Below are 15,129 nucleotides of genomic sequence, written 5' to 3'. Positions count from 1 at the left end.
ACGGGCCGGCCCCGGTCATGACACGACGACCTCCGTATGCGCGCGTACACAGCCCGGGCCATGGCGGATTCCGCTGCGCGCTCCGAGCGGGCCGGGGGCATCGCACAGGGGATCGCATAGGCTCGGATCCAATATGAAGAGCAACCTCACGCCGCTGGGGCCCAAGGCCGACAAGGACACCGTGCGCCGGAGCAACCTCAGCCTCGTGCTGCGGGCCGTACGTGACGAGGTCGAGGGCGAAGCGACCAGGGCCGGGGTTGCCGCGCGGGTGGGACTGACCCGGGCCGCGGTGTCCTCGCTCGTCGAGCAGCTCCTCGACACCGGGTTCCTCACCGAGTCCGGCAAGACCTTCAGCGGGCAGGCGGGCCGTCCCGGGACCGCGCTCAAGGTGGCGCGCACGGGGCCCGCCGGGCTCGGCGTGGAGGTCAACATCGACTATGTGTCGGTGTGTGTCGTCGATCTGGCGGGCACCGGCCGGGTACGGCTCACCGAGCACCTGGACAACCGCGGCGCACCGCCCGCGGAGGTGCTGGCGCGGGCTGCCCGGATCGCGGCGCGCACCCTGGAGTCGGCCCGCGAGCAGGAACTGTTCCCGGTCGGGGTGACGCTCGCGCTTCCCGGTCTGGTCTCCGGTGGCGCGGTGCGCCAGGCACCCAACCTGGGCTGGAACCAGGTGCCCGCCGGGGAGCTCTTCGCCGCTTCGCTCGTCGCCGAACGCCCCGGTCGCGAGGCGCTGCCAGTGAGTTCGGAGAACGAGGCCAATCTGGCGGCGCTGGCCGAGCTCTGGTTCGGCGGCCTCGGCCCGATCCGCAGTTTCCTCTATCTGACGGGTGAGATCGGCGTCGGCGGCGCCCTGGTCATCGACGGTGAACTGCTGCGCGGGGCGCACGGGTTCGCCGGGGAGATCGGGCATGTGGTGGTCGACACGGAGGGACCGGAGTGCCGATGCGGCTCGCGTGGCTGCCTGGAGCAGTACGCGGGACAGGGGGCGCTCCTGCGGGCCGCCGGGATCGAGGAGCCCGGCAGCGGTGCCGGGGTGGCCGAGCTGGAACGGCGCGTCCGGGCCGGGGACGAGCGGGCGGTGGCCGCTGTCGCGGAGGCCGGCCGGGTGCTGGGGCGGGTGCTGTCCGGGACGGTGAATCTGCTCGACCCGGACGCGGTGGTGCTCGGCGGGATCTACCGGAACCTGATGCCGTGGCTGTCACCGTCCGCCGACGAGGAGCTGACCGGCCGCGTGGTGTCCGGGCTCTGGTCCCCGAGGAGCGGCCGGCTGCGCGCCTCGTCCGTCGCGGGTGACGCTGCGCGGGGCGCTGCGGCGCTGGTGATGACGGCGGTACTGGCCGACCCGGTGGCGCACGCGGGCGGCCGGGCGGCCTGCTGATCCACCCGGCCGAGTGCGGGCCGGACACCCGGTCCGATCCGGTGTCCGGCCCGCACACCCGCTCCCGCTCCCGCTCCCGCGCCACCGCGTCCCGAGGTCAGCGGACCCCGAGCAGGTGGTCCATCGCCAGCTGGTCCAGGACCTCGAACGCCATCCCCCGTTCCGCCGCCGCGTTCACGTCGAACTCCTCGAACGCCGAGCGGTCGGCCAGCAGTCCGGCCACGCCGTCCTCGGCGGTCGGGCGGGCCAGCTCGTCGAGCCGGGACGTGCGCAGTGCCTCCTGTACGGCGGGGTCGGCGCGGAAGGCGGCGGCGCGCTCCTTGAGGATCAGGTAGTTGCGCATGCAGCCCGCGGCGGAGGCCCAGACACCGTCGTAGTCCTCGGTCCGCGGCGGCTTGAAGTCGAAGTGCCGCGGCCCCGCGTAACCGGCCGTCTCCAGCAGGTCGACGAGCCAGAACGCCTGGCGAAGGTCACCCGCGCCGAAGCGCAGGTCCTGGTCGTACTTGATGCCGGACTGGCCGTTCAGGTCGATGTGGAAGAGCTTGCCCGCCCAGAGTGCCTGCGCGATGCCGTGCGGGAAGTTGAGCCCGGCCATCTGCTCGTGCCCGGTCTCGGGGTTGACGCCGACCAGTTCCGGGCGCTCGAGGCGCTCGATGAAGGCGAGGGCGTGCCCGATGGTGGGCAGCAGGATGTCGCCGCGCGGCTCGTTCGGCTTGGGCTCGATGGCGAACTTCAGGTCGTACCCCTGCTCCGTGACGTAGTCGCCGAGCAGGTCGAAGGCTTCCTTCATACGGTCGAGGGCGACCCGGATGTCCTTGGCGGCGCCGGACTCGGAGCCCTCGCGACCACCCCAGGCCACATAGGTGGTGGCGCCGAGCTCGACGGCGAGGTCGATGTTGCGCAGGGTCTTGCGCAGGGCGTAGCGGCGTACGTCCCGGTCGTTGGCAGTGAACGCGCCGTCCTTGAACACGGGGTGGGTGAAGAGGTTCGTCGTCGCCATGGGGACCACGAGTCCGGCCGCGTCCAGCGCCTGCCGGAACCGCTTCACGATCCCTTCGCGCTCGGAGTCCGTCGAGCCGAACGGGATCAGGTCGTCGTCGTGGAATGTCACACCGTACGCACCGAGCTCCGCGAGCCGCCGCACGGAGTCGACGGGGTCGATCGCGGTCCGGGTCGCATCGCCGAAGGGGTCGCGCCCCTGCCAGCCCACCGTCCACAGCCCGAAGGTGAACTTGTCCTCGGGGGTGGGCGTGAAGCGTTCCGTCATCGTCTGGCCGCCTTCAGTGCTGTCGGGTTCCATGACCGGTCGAAGTGGCCGAACCCTATTTGTTTACTGTCATGACTAATCATGCATGCGGGCTCCCCGGCACGTAACCCCACCGTCGGCGGAAATCGGAAGCGATCACTGTTCCCGAAGGTTGCGATCGCGTAATTTGTTTACCGTACGATCAAATCGATGCGGCCGCGTCCGGTCCCGGAAGCCGCACCCCGATGGGATGTACGCACCGCAGCCGACCCCGCAGCCTTTCCCCCGCACCCCGCCCCGCAGCACAGGAATGAGGTCACCCATGCCGCCGCGTACCGTCGTCATCGGGGTGGACAGCTCCACCCAGTCCACCAAAGCCGCCTTCGTCGATACCGGAACCGGCCGGCTGCTGGCGGTCGGCCGTGCACCGCATGTCGTCACCGGCGAGGCGGGCGCCCGCGAGAGCGACCCGGAGGTGTGGTGGCAGGCGTTGCGCGACGCCGTCGCCGCCGGGATGAAGGAGTCCGGCGTCGCCGCCTCCGCGGTGGCCGGTATCGCGGTCGCCGGCCAGCAGCACGGGCTGGTCGTCCTCGACCGGGCGGGGCGTCCGCTGCGCCCGGCGATGCTGTGGAACGACACCCGCTCCGCACCGCAGGCCGCCGCCCTCACCGCGGCACTGGGCGGGGCGGCGGCCTGGACCGCGCGGACCGGATCGGTGCCGGTGGCCTCCATCACCGCGTCGAAGTGGCAGTGGCTGCGGGAGCACGAACCGGAGAACGCCGCCGCGGCCGCGGCCGTCCGCCTGCCCCACGACTTCCTGACCGAACGCCTCGCCGGCACCGCCGCCACCGACCCCGGTGACGCCTCGGGCACCGGCTGGTACTCCACGGCGACCGGTGCGTACGATCCCGAGCTGCTCGAACTCCTCGGCCTGGACACCACGTTGCTGCCCGAGGTGGCCGGGACCGGGGCGACGCGCATCGGCTCGCTCACCGATGAAGCGGCCGGTACGCTCGGCCTGCCCGCCAAAATCGCCGTGGCCGCGGGAACCGGGGACAACATGAGCGCCGCCGTCGGCCTCGGACTGGGCGGCACCGGACTGTTGGACCACCCCGTACTCAGCCTCGGCACCTCGGGAACGGTCTTCGCCGCGTCCCGGACCCGGCCGTCGTCGACGGCACTCTCCGGCTTCGCCGCGGCAGACGGCACGTACCTCCCGCTGGCGTGCACCCTCAACTGCACGCTCGCCGTGGACAAGGTCGCCGCACTGCTCGGCCTGGAGCGCGACGACGCGGCCCCCGGTGGCGAAGCGGTGCTCCTCCCCTACCTCGACGGCGAACGCACCCCCGATCTCCCGCACGCCTCCGGCTTCCTCACCGGGCTCCGGCACGACACCACCCCGCAGCAACTCCTCGGCGCCGCCTACGAGGGCGCGGTCGTCACCGTACTGCGCGCCCTCGACGAACTCCTGTCGGCCTGCGGCCTCGACCCGGCCGACCCCGAGGTGGCCGCCCGGCCGCTGCGCCTGGTCGGCGGCGGCGCCCGGGGACGCACCTGGGTGGAGACGGTACGACGGCTCTCCGGCCGGCCGGTGATCGTGCCCGGCGGCGGCGAACTGGTGGCCCTGGGCGCGGCAGCACTGGCCGCCGCGGCGGCAACAGGTGCAGACCCGGTCACGATCGCCACCGGCTGGACGACCGAGGATGATGCCCGACTGCCCGCCGTCGAGCGTGACTCGGCCACCTGGGAGAGGGTCGGCTCGGTGCTGGAGCGGGCCGCGGGCCCCTTGCTGGGCGGTGCCTGACACCTGTGCGCCCGTACACCCGCACGCCCCACGCACTGCACACACCATGCACACCGTGCAAGCGTCACTGACCGGCTGTCACCTCCCCCTGAGCGCCCACCCGGCGACGGCCCGCACCGGTTTGGGGAAGCGAAGCGATCTTCACTAGTATCCGCCGATGATCATAAGAAGAAGGCTGACGGTCGGGGTGGGCATTCTGCTCGCCACCCTGACCGCCGGGCTCGGTTCGGCACTCCCCGCCGCAGCCGATGAACCCTCCACCAAAACCTCCGCCAAGGTCGAGCTCGTGCTCGACGTCAGTGGTTCCATGCGGACCCGTGACATCGACGGCCAGTCCCGGATGACCGCGGCGAAGCACGCGTTCAACGAGGTCCTGGACGCGGTGCCCGAGCAGGTGGAGCTCGGCATCCGGACGCTCGGCGCCGACTACCCGGGCAATGACCGGAAGGTCGGCTGCAAGGACACCAAGCAGCTCTACCCGGTCGGCCCGCTGGACCGCACCGAGGCGAAGACCGCCGTCGCCACCCTGGCCCCCACCGGCTGGACCCCGATCGGCCCGGCACTGCTGGGCGCCGCGGACGACCTCGAAGGCGGCGACTCCACCCGCCGGATCGTGCTGATCAGCGACGGCGAGGACACCTGCGGCCCGCTGGATCCGTGCGAGGTGGCACGTGACATCGCAGCCCGCGGTATCCATCTCGTCATCGACACGCTGGGTCTGGTGCCGAATGCGAAGATCCGCGAGCAGCTGACCTGCATCGCCGAGGCCACCGGCGGCACCTACACCGCCGTCCAGCACGCCGATGAACTCTCCGGCCGCGTCAAGCAGTTGGTCGACCGGGCCGCCGAGCCCGTCGTCACACCCGTGGCGACCGAGGGCGCGGACCGCTGCTCCACGGCACCCCAGCTCAAGGCGGGCCTGTACACCGACCGCGAGAAGATCGGCGAGCACCGCTGGTACCGGGTGGACGTGCTGCCCGGCCAGGAGCTGCGCGCCTCCGTCAGTGTCTCCGCCGACCGTGCCGTGAACAATGACTACGGGGTGCTGCTGCGAGCGGTGACCGTACATGGCCGGGAAATCGTCCGGGGCTCGGAGTCGGGCACCGGCCGCACCGATGCGATCTCCTCCGGCCTGCGCTACCCGAAGCCCGAGCAGGACGACACGGGCGACGGCGACAAGCCGGCCGCCGAGACCGTATGCCTCCAGGTCAGCAACTCCTTCTCGGCCCCCGCCTCGGTGAAGACCACGCCGGGCATGCCCGTCGAGCTGACCGTGGACCTGGTGAACGCCCCGGACGACGCGGCCGATGTCGCCGCGTTCGGTCTCGGCCGCGGCTGGTGGCTGCTCGGCGTACTGGTTCTCACCGGACTGGTCGCGGGACTGCTGACCGGCTGGATCTCGCGCTGGCGCATCGCCGTCTGGAGGACCAACTGATGAAGCGTACGAGACGTGTACTCGCGGGTGCACTGCTGACCGGCCTCGCCCTGCTGACCTCGGCGGGCGCCGCCTCGGCCGACGACCCGTCGGCGAGCCCGAGCCCGAGCGCCTCCGACGGCGCGTCCGGCCCCACCGAGGCCGGCACCACCTTCCGTACGGCGACGGCGATCCAGCAGAACCAGCGCGCCACCGCCGGCGCGTCCACGGGTGACTTCCTGTACTGGGTGTTCCCCGCCGACGCGGGCCAACGCGCCACCGTCAAGGCGGAGATCACGCTACCGGAGAGCGCCACCCGGCACGGCGCGTCGACCTGGCAGGTCGATGTGTACGACGGGCTGCGGCGCCGGCAGGCCTGCATGTACGGCCGCCAGACCGGGAAGGCCGCCGCCGACGCGTCGACGGTCGAGCTGACCTGCGTACTGCGGACCGTCCGCGCCTGGTCCGAGCCGTGGGCCAACGACCCGCTGCCGGGGAGCTATTACGTACGTCTCACGGTCGTCGACCTGCCCTCGGCGGACCTCGGCCTGCCGGTACGGACCGAGGTCGAGGTCACGTCGGTCGACAAGGGCGGCTCCGCGGATGTCGACGGCATGCTCGCCCAGCCGCTGGTCCCCGGCGCGTCCTCGGTCCAGCAGGCCTCGGACGCCTCGGCCACGAGTGACGACACTGCGCCGGCCAAGGTGGCACTGGGCGGCGAGCCGGAGGACGGCTGGGCATCGGGCTGGTGGACCGACCGCTGGCTGTGGACGGTCGGCGGCGGAGTCCTGGGGGCACTCGCGGCCGTCTTCGGCTACTCCCTCACGCGCGGCACCGGCCGTCCGTCCCGGGTCCCGCCCGGCATCTGACCCGCACATCGCATGACGGGCTCCGGACCACGAGCCCACCGCACCGCCGGGCGGGTTCCGGACCCGTCCGGCGGTGCCGGACGCCTCCCTGCGCGGCAGCCGCTACCCTCGACAACTCAGGTACCGCACAAGGGTGATGACGCGTTCCACGCCGTGCGGTACAGCTGACGTCGGGTCGCTGCGCACCGATTCGGTGCGCCACAAGGGAGCGGAGACTTTCATGTCCACGGAGACCGGCGCGGCCGTAGCTGCCGAGCCGCGCGGCCACAGGATCGTGCCCGGCCCGAAGGGGCTGCCATTTCTCGGGAACATGCCCCAGTTCGCGAAGAACCCCCTGGCCTTCTTCGAGCGACTGCGCGCACACGGTGACATGGTCGGCTGGCGATTCGGTTCCCACTCATGTGTCTACCTAGCTGATCCGGAGTGCATAGGCGAGCTGCTCACCGAGACGGAACGCACCTTCGACCAGCCGGCCCTCGGCATCGCGTTCCGTACGGTGATGGGCAACGGCGTGGTGGTCGCCCGGGGCGCGGACTGGCGTCGGAAGCGGTCGCTGGTGCAGCCTTCCGTACGCCCCAAGCAGGTGCGGTCGTACGCGGCGACGATGGCGGGCAGTGCGGTGGAACTGGCGGACACCTGGTCCGGCGGCGAACGCATCGACATCAAGCGGGAGATGGCGGCGCTGACACAGAAGATCGCGGTCCGTACGATCTTCGGCGTCGACACCCCCGCCGACGCGGATGCGATGGGCCGGGCCATGGATGTGGCGCAGCAGGAGATCGGCAAGGAGTTCGCCGGGATCGGCACGCTGCTGCCGGACCGGGTGCCGACACCGGGCCGGGCCAGGATCAGGAAGGCCGCCGCGGTCATCGACGCCGAAGTGGGCCGGGTCGTCGCCCGTCACCGCGACGGCGGGGACGATCGTCCCGACCTGCTGAGCCGGCTGCTGACCGCGGTCGACGCGACGGGCACGCACCTCACGGACCAGGAGATACGCGACGAGACGGTCACGTTGTACATCGGCGGGCACGAGACGACGAGCTCCACGCTGGTGTGGGCCTGGTATCTCCTGTCCCGCAACCCCCGGGTGCGCGCCGCGCTGACCGAGGAGCTGGACCGGGTACTCGGGGACCGGGAGCCGGAGTTCGAGGACTATGCCCGGCTGACGTACACCCAGTCGGTGGTCAAGGAGACCCTGCGCCTCTACCCGACGATCTGGCTGGTCACCGGCGTCGCCAAGGAGGGTGCGCGGATCGGTGGTGTCCCGATACCGGAGGGCACGAGGGTGTGGACCAGTCAGTGGGCGACGCACCGTGACGAACGGTGGTTTCCCGAGCCCGAGGAGTTCCGCCCCGAGCGCTGGGATCCGGAGGAGGGCGACGACATCGAGGAGTACGCCTGGTTCCCGTTCGGCGGCGGCCCCCGGGTCTGCCTCGGCACCCGGTTCGCGATGGTCGAGGCGGTGCTGATCCTGGCCGTGCTGGCACGCCGGTTCGAACTGGACGTGGACCCGGGCACCGTCAACCCCGTACCGACACTGACGCTGCAGCCGGACCGCGAGGTGATGGCGACGGTCCGAGCGCGGTAGGGACATCGGCAGCGGCGCTCCGGAAGGGGTGGCCCCGGTCGCGCGGAGCCACTGCCCCGTCCTTCGCACCCCCGGTCGTTCGGCTCGTGACGCTCGGTTCTTCGGTTCGATACGCGTCGGTGGCACGTGGTCGCGTCGCGGAAGGGGCGAGCGTCAGCCGTGCAGCAGGACCGGGAACGACTCCATGTCGTTCTGTGTCATGACCGGCAGCTTACGGATCTCCTCGTCAGCAATGGCCGGCCGCAGCCCGGGGAAGCGCCCGAACAGTGCGGGCAGCGCGATACCGGCCTCCACCCGGGAGAGCGCCGCTCCGGGGCATATGTGGGGACCGTGACCGAAGGTCATGTGACGGATCGGGTCCGGCCGGGTGATGTCGAAAGCGTCGGCGTCCGGCCCGTGCTGCTCGACGTCACGGCCGATGGCGCGGTAGGAGATCACCACGCCCTCGCCCTTCGCGATCACGTCGTCGCCCACCTGGATGTCCTCAGTGGCGAACCGCATCAGCAGATGCGTGGTGGGAGTGTCCCAGCGCAGCGTCTCCTCGATGACCGTCTCCCACGGGATCTGTCCGTCGAGAACCTTGCGCAGCTGCTCCGGGTGGCCGAGCAGGGCCCGTACGGCATTCAGGATCAGTCCGATGGTGGTCTCGTGCCCAGCGGCCACCATCGCCTTGAGATTGCCCACCACCTCTTCCTCGGTGAGCGGCTCCCCGCCTTCTTCCGCAAGGATGAGCGCGCTGGTGAGGTCGTCGGCCGGCCGAGCGGTCTTCTCGCGGACGAGGGCGGCGTAGAAGACGTCCAACTCGGCCAGCAGTGCCAGGCGTTCCTCCTGCGGTGTGAGCATCGAGAAGAATGCCTTGTACCGTTTCATGAGCATGGGGTGCTCGGACTCGTCCACCCCCATCAGCATGCCGACGACCCGCATCGGCAACGGCTGAGCGAACACGGTTTTGAGGTCGACCACACCGTCCTCGTTCTTCTCGCTCTGTTCCGCAAGGGCGTCGAGCAGTTCCTCGGTGAACTTCTCGATCTCCGGACGTATCTCCTCCAGTCGGCGCGGTGTGAGCGCCTGGGAGGTCTTGGAGCGCAGCCGCCGGTGCTCCGCCCCGTCCACGGTGAACATGGAGCGCCCGGCATCGATCATGCCGATCAGCGGCCAGGCGTGTGTGACATCCCCGCGCTGCCAGAGTCCCCAGGCGTCGAGATTCTTCACCAGGCGTTGGTCGACGAGCAGTTGGCGAGCCACCGCATGCCGGGTGACGGTCCAGGCCGGAACGCCGAGCAGTTCGATCCTGGCGAGCGGGCCGGCGTCACGCAGCCGCGCCGTCTCACCGTCGAGATCCTGGACCAGCGGGTCGATGACGACGACTCCGTCACCCGAAGCGGCGGCGTGGGCGGCAGCGTGCGGACAGTTCAAGAGAAGTCTCCTGTCGTACGTACGGGGGTGAACCGGACGGGCAGCGCTGTCATCCCTCGCAGGAAGGCGGACTGGCGCCGCACGAGGGTCTGTGCGGGAACGGACAGCTCCAGGTCGGGCAGCCGGTCGAGCAGTACTTCGATACCGGTACGGGCGATGATCTCCGCGATCTCCTGGGCGGGGAAGGGGCAGCGGTACTCACCGTGGCTGAAGGCGAGATGTGCGTTGTTGCCGCTCTGGCCCGACATCCCGGGCGTGGTCGAGAGATGCTGCCGGATGTGCGGATCGGTGTTGGCTGCACCCAGCCCGAGCAGCACCATGTCTCCGGCGCGGATGTTCCGGCCGCCCAGCCGGGTGTCACGGGCCGCCCAGCGACCGGCGAGGATCTGCGTCGGACCGTCCTCCCAGAGCACTTCGTTCATGGTCTCGGCGACACTGTGCCGCCCGCCGGAGAGCGCGTCGGCGAACTGATCGTCGGTGAGCATCAGCCGCAGCGAGTTGCCGATCCAGTCGGCTGTGGTGAGGTGCCCGGCGGCTGTGATGGCCATCAGATCGAGCACATACTCCTCATCGGTGAACTTCCCGGGACAGGCCAGCATTCGGGAGGTCACGTCGTTTGCCGGTGCGGCGCGCCGGGCCGCCACGAGCCGCTGCATGTGCTCCCCGAAGCGCAGATGAGCCTCCTGTGCGCCCGGTCCCCCGTCGGCCAGATCCCGTAGTACCTCGGCGATCCGCGCCCCGTCCGCGTCGGGGAAGCCGATCAGGCGGGCCAGGACGAGCACCGGCAGCGGTACGGCGAAGTCGGCGATCAGATCGGCCGTGCCACGTTCGCAAAACCCGTCGATGAGCCGGTCGGCCAACTGCTCGCAGTGATGGCGGAGTTCGAACGGCTCGACCTCTTCCAGGGCAGGCCCCACCATTGCGGCGTGCCGTCGATGCTCGGCCCCCGCGGTGAAGTAGATGGACGGCATCGGCCGGCCGACCATCGGTAACAGCGGCCAGTCCTGCGGAATGTGCTCCCACTGGTTCCACAGCCCGACGTCCCTGGGGAACAACTCGCCGTCGCTGGTGACCTGATGGAGTTCGCGGTATCCGATGACCAGCCAGGCCGGAACCCCACCGGGCAACTCCACGGGAACGACGGGCCCGTGTTCGCTTCGCATGGCGCGGTAGACGACGTGGGGTTCGGTGTGGAACTCGGGACCGCTGAGCGGGACGGCGGCCGCACCGGCGCGCACCGGACAGTCTTCGCCGGGCGCGAACGAACGCTCGGGCACGGCGGATGCGGGCGTCGTCATCGTACGGACCTCTCGTGGACCCAAGCCTTCGCGCGTCGCAGTCGTACGATCAACGCGGTTTCACTATAGGGAAATTCAGTGAGTTTTTCGGCATCAATCACGACCAAGATCGCCACTCTTGCGATCACCCGAGCCCGGTTTCGGATCACGGTTGACCATAAGGGCGGAGATGTCCCGCGCCGTTCACTACGGCGTGACCCCGCTTGACCTTGACACAGTGACAAGGTCTTCACTGTGGCCGAGGAGGTGGTCCCGGTGCCCATACCGAAACAGGACACGGATACGATTCGAGCTCTCCAGGGGCTGGAGAACAGCAGCTCGTCGGTGCGGCTGCAGGCAGCGCTGGCGGTCGGCACGACTCCTGACCCGCGGTTCATCGACAAGCTCATCGAACGATGCGCGATCGAGCCCGAATTCTACGTGCGTGAAATGCTTACGTGGGCACTCACCCGCCACTCGGCGTCGATGACGGTCCCAGAGCTTCTCGATGAAGTCCGCTCGGAGCGTGCGCAGGCACGGAGCCAGGCGTTGCACACGCTGTCCAAGATCGGGGATCGGCAAGCGTGGCCGGCTATCACACGGGCGCTTCTGACCGACGCCGACGACGAGGTGGCGCGGAGCGCCTGGAGAGCAGCGGTCGTACTCGTGCCCGAAGGTGAAGAACCCGAGCTGGCCGGAGTGTTGTCGACACAGCTCGGGCGCGGCGAGCGTGAGACACAGTTGAGCCTCAGCCGGGCGCTGATCGCGCTCGGTGAGGTGATCACGCCGACCCTGCGCGCCGCGACGACGGATCTCGACTCGCGCGTGCGCGCGCACGCGATCGCCACGGAACGGCTGTTGCGCAACCCGGATGCCGGATTCGAGTTCGCGATCGAGGAGGCGAAGCGCATCATGGCCCTCGGAACAACCAGCCAGGAGGGGTGATAGGCAGTGCTGATCGGTGATGTGGCACGACGGTCCGGGGTCAGCGCCCGCATGCTCAGGCACTACGACTCGCTCGGCCTGGTGCGGCCGACGGGTCGTACCGAGGCCGGCTATCGGGAGTACTCCAGCGAGGACATCCGGCGAGTCCTCCATATCGAGAGCCTGCGGTCATTGGGGCTGTCGCTGCGTGAAGCCGGGTGCGCGCTGGATGATCCCGGCTTCAAGCCCTCGGAGCTCGTCGACGACCTCATCCGCCAGACGCGAGAACGCATTGCGGGTGAGACTGCGCTGCTCACGCGACTCCGTCGGATCGGTGCTGCGGAACCCGCCGGCTGGGAGGACGTCCTCCAGATCGTCGCACTCCTCCAGGCCTTGGGGTCAAAGAGCGCTGGGAAGCGCCAGCGCGCGGCCTTGTCCTCGGTTGAAGAGGTTCCGGTGCCAGTGGAAGCTCTGGTCGAGGCGGCGTTGAACGAGACGGACCCGAACGTCGCCGGAGCCCTTCGATGGGCTCTGGCGCAATCGGGCGTCGGCGGATTGGCACTGCTGGCGGAGGGCCTTGGCTCACCAGTGGCCGAGGTACGCAAACGTGCCGTCCAGTCCATCGCCGAGATTCCGGACGGTGAGGCGACCGCACTGCTGCAGGACGCCCTCTCGAACTCCGACATCGTGGTCCGCAGATGTGCTGCGCTGGCGCTCGGAGCACGTGGAGTGGCCGACGCCGTCCCGACGCTCATCGACATGATCGTCGAGGAGACGAACGACGCCGATGCAGCCGATGCACTGAGCGCGCTGGCGAGTCGTCCCGCGTTGGCGGATCGGATCGCAACCAGGCTCATCGACTGCCTCGCCCACGGCACCCTTGAATCGTCTGCACGTCGACTGCTGACACAGGCGCTCGCGGATATCCCGGGAATCACAGCGTCACGTGCCCTCGCAGATCTGTCACATGACGAAGACCGAGCCGTTGCGCTTACTGCGGCCTACATTCTCGGGATACGCAACTCCACCGATCGCGGTTTCGCCCTCGACCCGCGGCGTCAATAGCACCGGGCACAAGATGACGAGTGCGGGGGTGGGGACCGTTCGCGAACGGTCCCCACGTCCGTCGGTCACGCCTCATGGGTGCTCTTCCACCGGGTATCGATGCCGCGGGCCGGACTCGGGCCGCGGCATCACCCCTCCGTCACTCCTTGACGCCGATCCCACCGAAGGCGTCGACGTCCGCAGACACGGTCGCACTGTCGGCGTCGGGCCGCCACTCACTGAGCCGGACGAAGCCGGGGTCGAGGATCCGCAACCCGTCGAAGAGCGTGACGATCTCGCCGGGCTCGCGGACGTAGTACGGCACCGCGCCGCTCTCGATGTACGCCTTCTCCGCGGCGATCATCCCCTCGCTGGTACGCGTTCCGTCGTACATCACGAGGTGGCTGCCCGCCGGCAGGCCCGCCATCAGCTTGCCCACCACCTCACGGGCCCGCGCGAAGTCGTCCGCGTGGCCGAGTATGCCGAGCAGCATCAGGGCCACCGGCCGGTCGAAGTCGAGCGTCTTCGCGGCCTCGGCGAGGATGACGTCCGGCTGGTAGAAGTCGGCATCGATGTAGTCGGTGGCCCCTTCGGGTGTGCTGGTGAGCAGGGCACGGGCGTGCGCCAGCACGAGCGGGTCGTTGTCCACATACACGATGCGCGCCTCGGGGGCGATGCTCTGGGCCACCTGATGGGTGTTGTCCGCGGTGGGCAGGCCGGTCCCGATGTCGAGGAACTGCCGGATTCCCCGTTGCTCCACCAGATGACTCACCGAACGCCCAAGAAACTGCCGCCCCGCCACCGCCACGTCGACGAGGCCCGGGAAGAACTCCTTGATCTGGTCGCCGATCTCACGGTCGACCTCGTAGTTGTCCTTGCCGCCCACGAAGTAGTTCCAGAAACGGGCGGAATGAGGCCTGGTGGTGTCGATCCGGTCCGACACCGGCCGGGAGGGAGGGGTGACCGATGACTGCTGCTCACTCATGAAGACCTCCGAAGGCGAAAGCGATCAAACCATGGCCTCAACATACCTGGACGTCAGAGTAGTTACGCTCCGTATACGTCAACGTAGCCTGCCGCTTCACCGGCCCGTGGTGAGAGTGTCGAGGAGGGCGGCGGTGAACTCCTTGGGTTTGTCGATGTGGACGGCGTGGCCGGCGTCCGGTATGGCGGCTTCGCGGACGAGGCCGCCCGCGGCGGCGTAGTGATCGAGTGCGTGGCGGGTCTGCGCGACCATGGGTTGGGCGGGGCAGTGCGCGGCGCCGGGCCAGCCGGGGACGGCGCCGAGCGCACCGAGGTGGGCGAGGTCGAAGAGCGAGGTGTCGGAGACGATGAGGTCGTCGGTGCCGCGGATCCAGCCGATCGGCGGTTTGGGGTCGATCCGGTGCAGGTCGTCGATACGGAAGTGGGTGGGGGCCATGGCGTTGAGGACACCTCGGGGGCCGGGGGCGGTGCCGGGCCAGTGGTCGCTGGGACGGGTGTCGCCGGGGTAGTGATCGTCTCCCGTGCGGGTGGAGAGCATGGCGTCGACGAAGGCGTCCTCAAGTGCGGGGCGGAGCGGCGGTCTGACGTAACTGGAGGCGAGGACGGCCCGGGGGGACAGTGGTGAGTCCTCGGTGCGGTCGCCTTCTTGGAGGCGCTGGACGAATTCGGGGTTGACGGTGCCTGCGCCGGAACCGGCGCCATCGGGGTGGTTGATTCGGCCGTCCGGTCCGTGGGTGCCGCCGAAGCCGTACGGGGAGACCGGGTTGACGAGGGTGACGCTGCGGATGGCAGCGGGTTGATCGCGGAGGTGCTGGAGGGCGATGCCGCCGCCCATGCTCCAGCCGACGAGGTGGACGCGGTCGAGGGCGAGGGCGTCGCGGAGGGCGGTCAGGTCGTCGCTGTAGTCCCGGACGCCGCGGGTGGCGTCGACGGGGAGCGGGTCGGTGTCACCGAAGCCGCGGAGGTCGACGGCGAGGGGGCGGTAGGGGTGGGGCAGATCGAGCATGGTCTGCTGCCAGAAGGTGGCGGCGGAGACGTTGCCGTGGACGAAGAGGACGGGTTCGCCGGTCCGGTCGGGCAGTTCGAGGATGTTGAGGGTGAGCCGGGGGGTGGTGATGCGGCGAGCTTGGATGCCGGGCAGGAGTACGCGCGGTGTCATGGTCCGTCCTTGGGAGTGGCGGG

General features: G+C 69.9%; 12 protein-coding genes. 7 read left to right on the top strand and 5 right to left on the bottom strand.

Annotated elements, in window-relative coordinates:
* Positions 1-133 precede the first annotated feature (133 nt).
* Positions 134-1,381 (top strand): ROK family protein, encoded by a 1,248-nt coding sequence (locus tag ACZ7L9_RS19735; protein ID WP_471416423.1) that lies wholly within the window; start codon positions 134-136, stop codon positions 1,379-1,381.
* 97 nt (positions 1,382-1,478) lie between these two features.
* Here ACZ7L9_RS19735 and xylA read toward each other — a convergent pair whose 3' ends face one another.
* Complete coding sequence (gene xylA / locus ACZ7L9_RS19730) at positions 1,479-2,648, bottom strand: xylose isomerase (protein WP_471416422.1); 1,170 nt, start codon at positions 2,646-2,648, stop codon at positions 1,479-1,481.
* Between the two features lie 301 nt (positions 2,649-2,949).
* On the opposite strand from xylA, the gene xylB reads away from it, so the two are divergent.
* From xylB to ACZ7L9_RS19710, 4 genes are all read left to right on the top strand, one after another.
* Complete coding sequence (gene xylB, locus ACZ7L9_RS19725) at positions 2,950-4,431, top strand: xylulokinase (RefSeq protein ID WP_471416421.1); 1,482 nt, start codon at positions 2,950-2,952, stop codon at positions 4,429-4,431.
* Between the two features lie 157 nt (positions 4,432-4,588).
* Positions 4,589-5,866 carry a VWA domain-containing protein gene (locus ACZ7L9_RS19720; RefSeq protein WP_471416420.1) on the top strand — a complete coding sequence of 426 codons (1,278 nt, stop codon included), beginning with the start codon at positions 4,589-4,591 and terminating at the stop codon, positions 5,864-5,866.
* Positions 5,866-6,714, top strand: coding sequence for a hypothetical protein (locus ACZ7L9_RS19715; RefSeq protein WP_471416419.1), 849 nt, complete (start codon positions 5,866-5,868; stop codon positions 6,712-6,714). The genes ACZ7L9_RS19720 and ACZ7L9_RS19715 overlap by 1 nt, the downstream gene beginning before the upstream one ends.
* Positions 6,715-6,934: 220 nt before the next feature.
* On the top strand, positions 6,935-8,302 hold the full coding sequence (locus tag ACZ7L9_RS19710; RefSeq protein ID WP_471416418.1) for a cytochrome P450: 1,368 nt from the start codon (positions 6,935-6,937) through the stop codon (positions 8,300-8,302).
* 153 nt (positions 8,303-8,455) lie between these two features.
* Here ACZ7L9_RS19710 and ACZ7L9_RS19705 read toward each other — a convergent pair whose 3' ends face one another.
* Both ACZ7L9_RS19705 and ACZ7L9_RS19700 read right to left on the bottom strand, forming a co-directional pair.
* Positions 8,456-9,718 (bottom strand): cytochrome P450 family protein, encoded by a 1,263-nt coding sequence (locus ACZ7L9_RS19705; RefSeq protein WP_471416417.1) that lies wholly within the window; start codon positions 9,716-9,718, stop codon positions 8,456-8,458.
* Positions 9,715-11,016, bottom strand: a complete 1,302-nt coding sequence (locus ACZ7L9_RS19700; protein ID WP_471416416.1) for a cytochrome P450 — start codon at positions 11,014-11,016, stop codon at positions 9,715-9,717. The genes ACZ7L9_RS19705 and ACZ7L9_RS19700 overlap by 4 nt, the downstream gene beginning before the upstream one ends.
* Before the next feature lie 255 nt (positions 11,017-11,271).
* On the opposite strand from ACZ7L9_RS19700, the gene ACZ7L9_RS19695 reads away from it, so the two are divergent.
* Both ACZ7L9_RS19695 and ACZ7L9_RS19690 read left to right on the top strand, forming a co-directional pair.
* Entirely contained in the window at positions 11,272-11,940 is a 669-nt protein-coding gene (locus ACZ7L9_RS19695; RefSeq protein ID WP_471416549.1) for a HEAT repeat domain-containing protein, read from the top strand.
* A gap of 6 nt (positions 11,941-11,946) precedes the next feature.
* Positions 11,947-12,984: a HEAT repeat domain-containing protein gene (locus ACZ7L9_RS19690; RefSeq protein WP_471416415.1), complete on the top strand. Its 1,038-nt coding sequence runs from the start codon at positions 11,947-11,949 to the stop codon at positions 12,982-12,984.
* A gap of 139 nt (positions 12,985-13,123) precedes the next feature.
* Here ACZ7L9_RS19690 and ACZ7L9_RS19685 read toward each other — a convergent pair whose 3' ends face one another.
* Together ACZ7L9_RS19685 and ACZ7L9_RS19680 are read right to left on the bottom strand one after the other, a co-directional pair.
* Positions 13,124-13,948, bottom strand: coding sequence for an SAM-dependent methyltransferase (locus ACZ7L9_RS19685; RefSeq protein ID WP_471416414.1), 825 nt, complete (start codon positions 13,946-13,948; stop codon positions 13,124-13,126).
* Positions 13,949-14,044: 96 nt separating this feature from the next.
* Positions 14,045-15,106, bottom strand: a complete 1,062-nt coding sequence (locus ACZ7L9_RS19680; protein ID WP_471416413.1) for an alpha/beta hydrolase — start codon at positions 15,104-15,106, stop codon at positions 14,045-14,047.
* Positions 15,107-15,129 lie beyond the last annotated feature (23 nt).

Source organism: Streptomyces sp. NPDC111516 (genome assembly GCF_055635345.1).
This window is presented reverse-complemented; position numbering and strand designations above follow the sequence as displayed.

Bases quoted from the DNA above. Each gene is read 5' to 3' on its own strand.
- xylB (WP_471416421.1), top strand. From the start codon at position 2,950: ATGCCGCCGCGTACCGTCGTCATCGGGGTGGACAGCTCCACCCAGTCC.
- xylA (WP_471416422.1), bottom strand. From the start codon at position 2,648: ATGACGGAACGCTTCACGCCCACCCCCGAGGACAAGTTCACCTTCGGG.
- ACZ7L9_RS19710 (WP_471416418.1), top strand. From the start codon at position 6,935: ATGTCCACGGAGACCGGCGCGGCCGTAGCTGCCGAGCCGCGCGGCCAC.
- ACZ7L9_RS19735 (WP_471416423.1), top strand. From the start codon at position 134: ATGAAGAGCAACCTCACGCCGCTGGGGCCCAAGGCCGACAAGGACACC.
- ACZ7L9_RS19700 (WP_471416416.1), bottom strand. From the start codon at position 11,016: ATGACGACGCCCGCATCCGCCGTGCCCGAGCGTTCGTTCGCGCCCGGC.
- ACZ7L9_RS19685 (WP_471416414.1), bottom strand. From the start codon at position 13,948: ATGAGTGAGCAGCAGTCATCGGTCACCCCTCCCTCCCGGCCGGTGTCG.
- ACZ7L9_RS19680 (WP_471416413.1), bottom strand. From the start codon at position 15,106: ATGACACCGCGCGTACTCCTGCCCGGCATCCAAGCTCGCCGCATCACC.
- ACZ7L9_RS19720 (WP_471416420.1), top strand. From the start codon at position 4,589: ATGATCATAAGAAGAAGGCTGACGGTCGGGGTGGGCATTCTGCTCGCC.
- ACZ7L9_RS19715 (WP_471416419.1), top strand. From the start codon at position 5,866: ATGAAGCGTACGAGACGTGTACTCGCGGGTGCACTGCTGACCGGCCTC.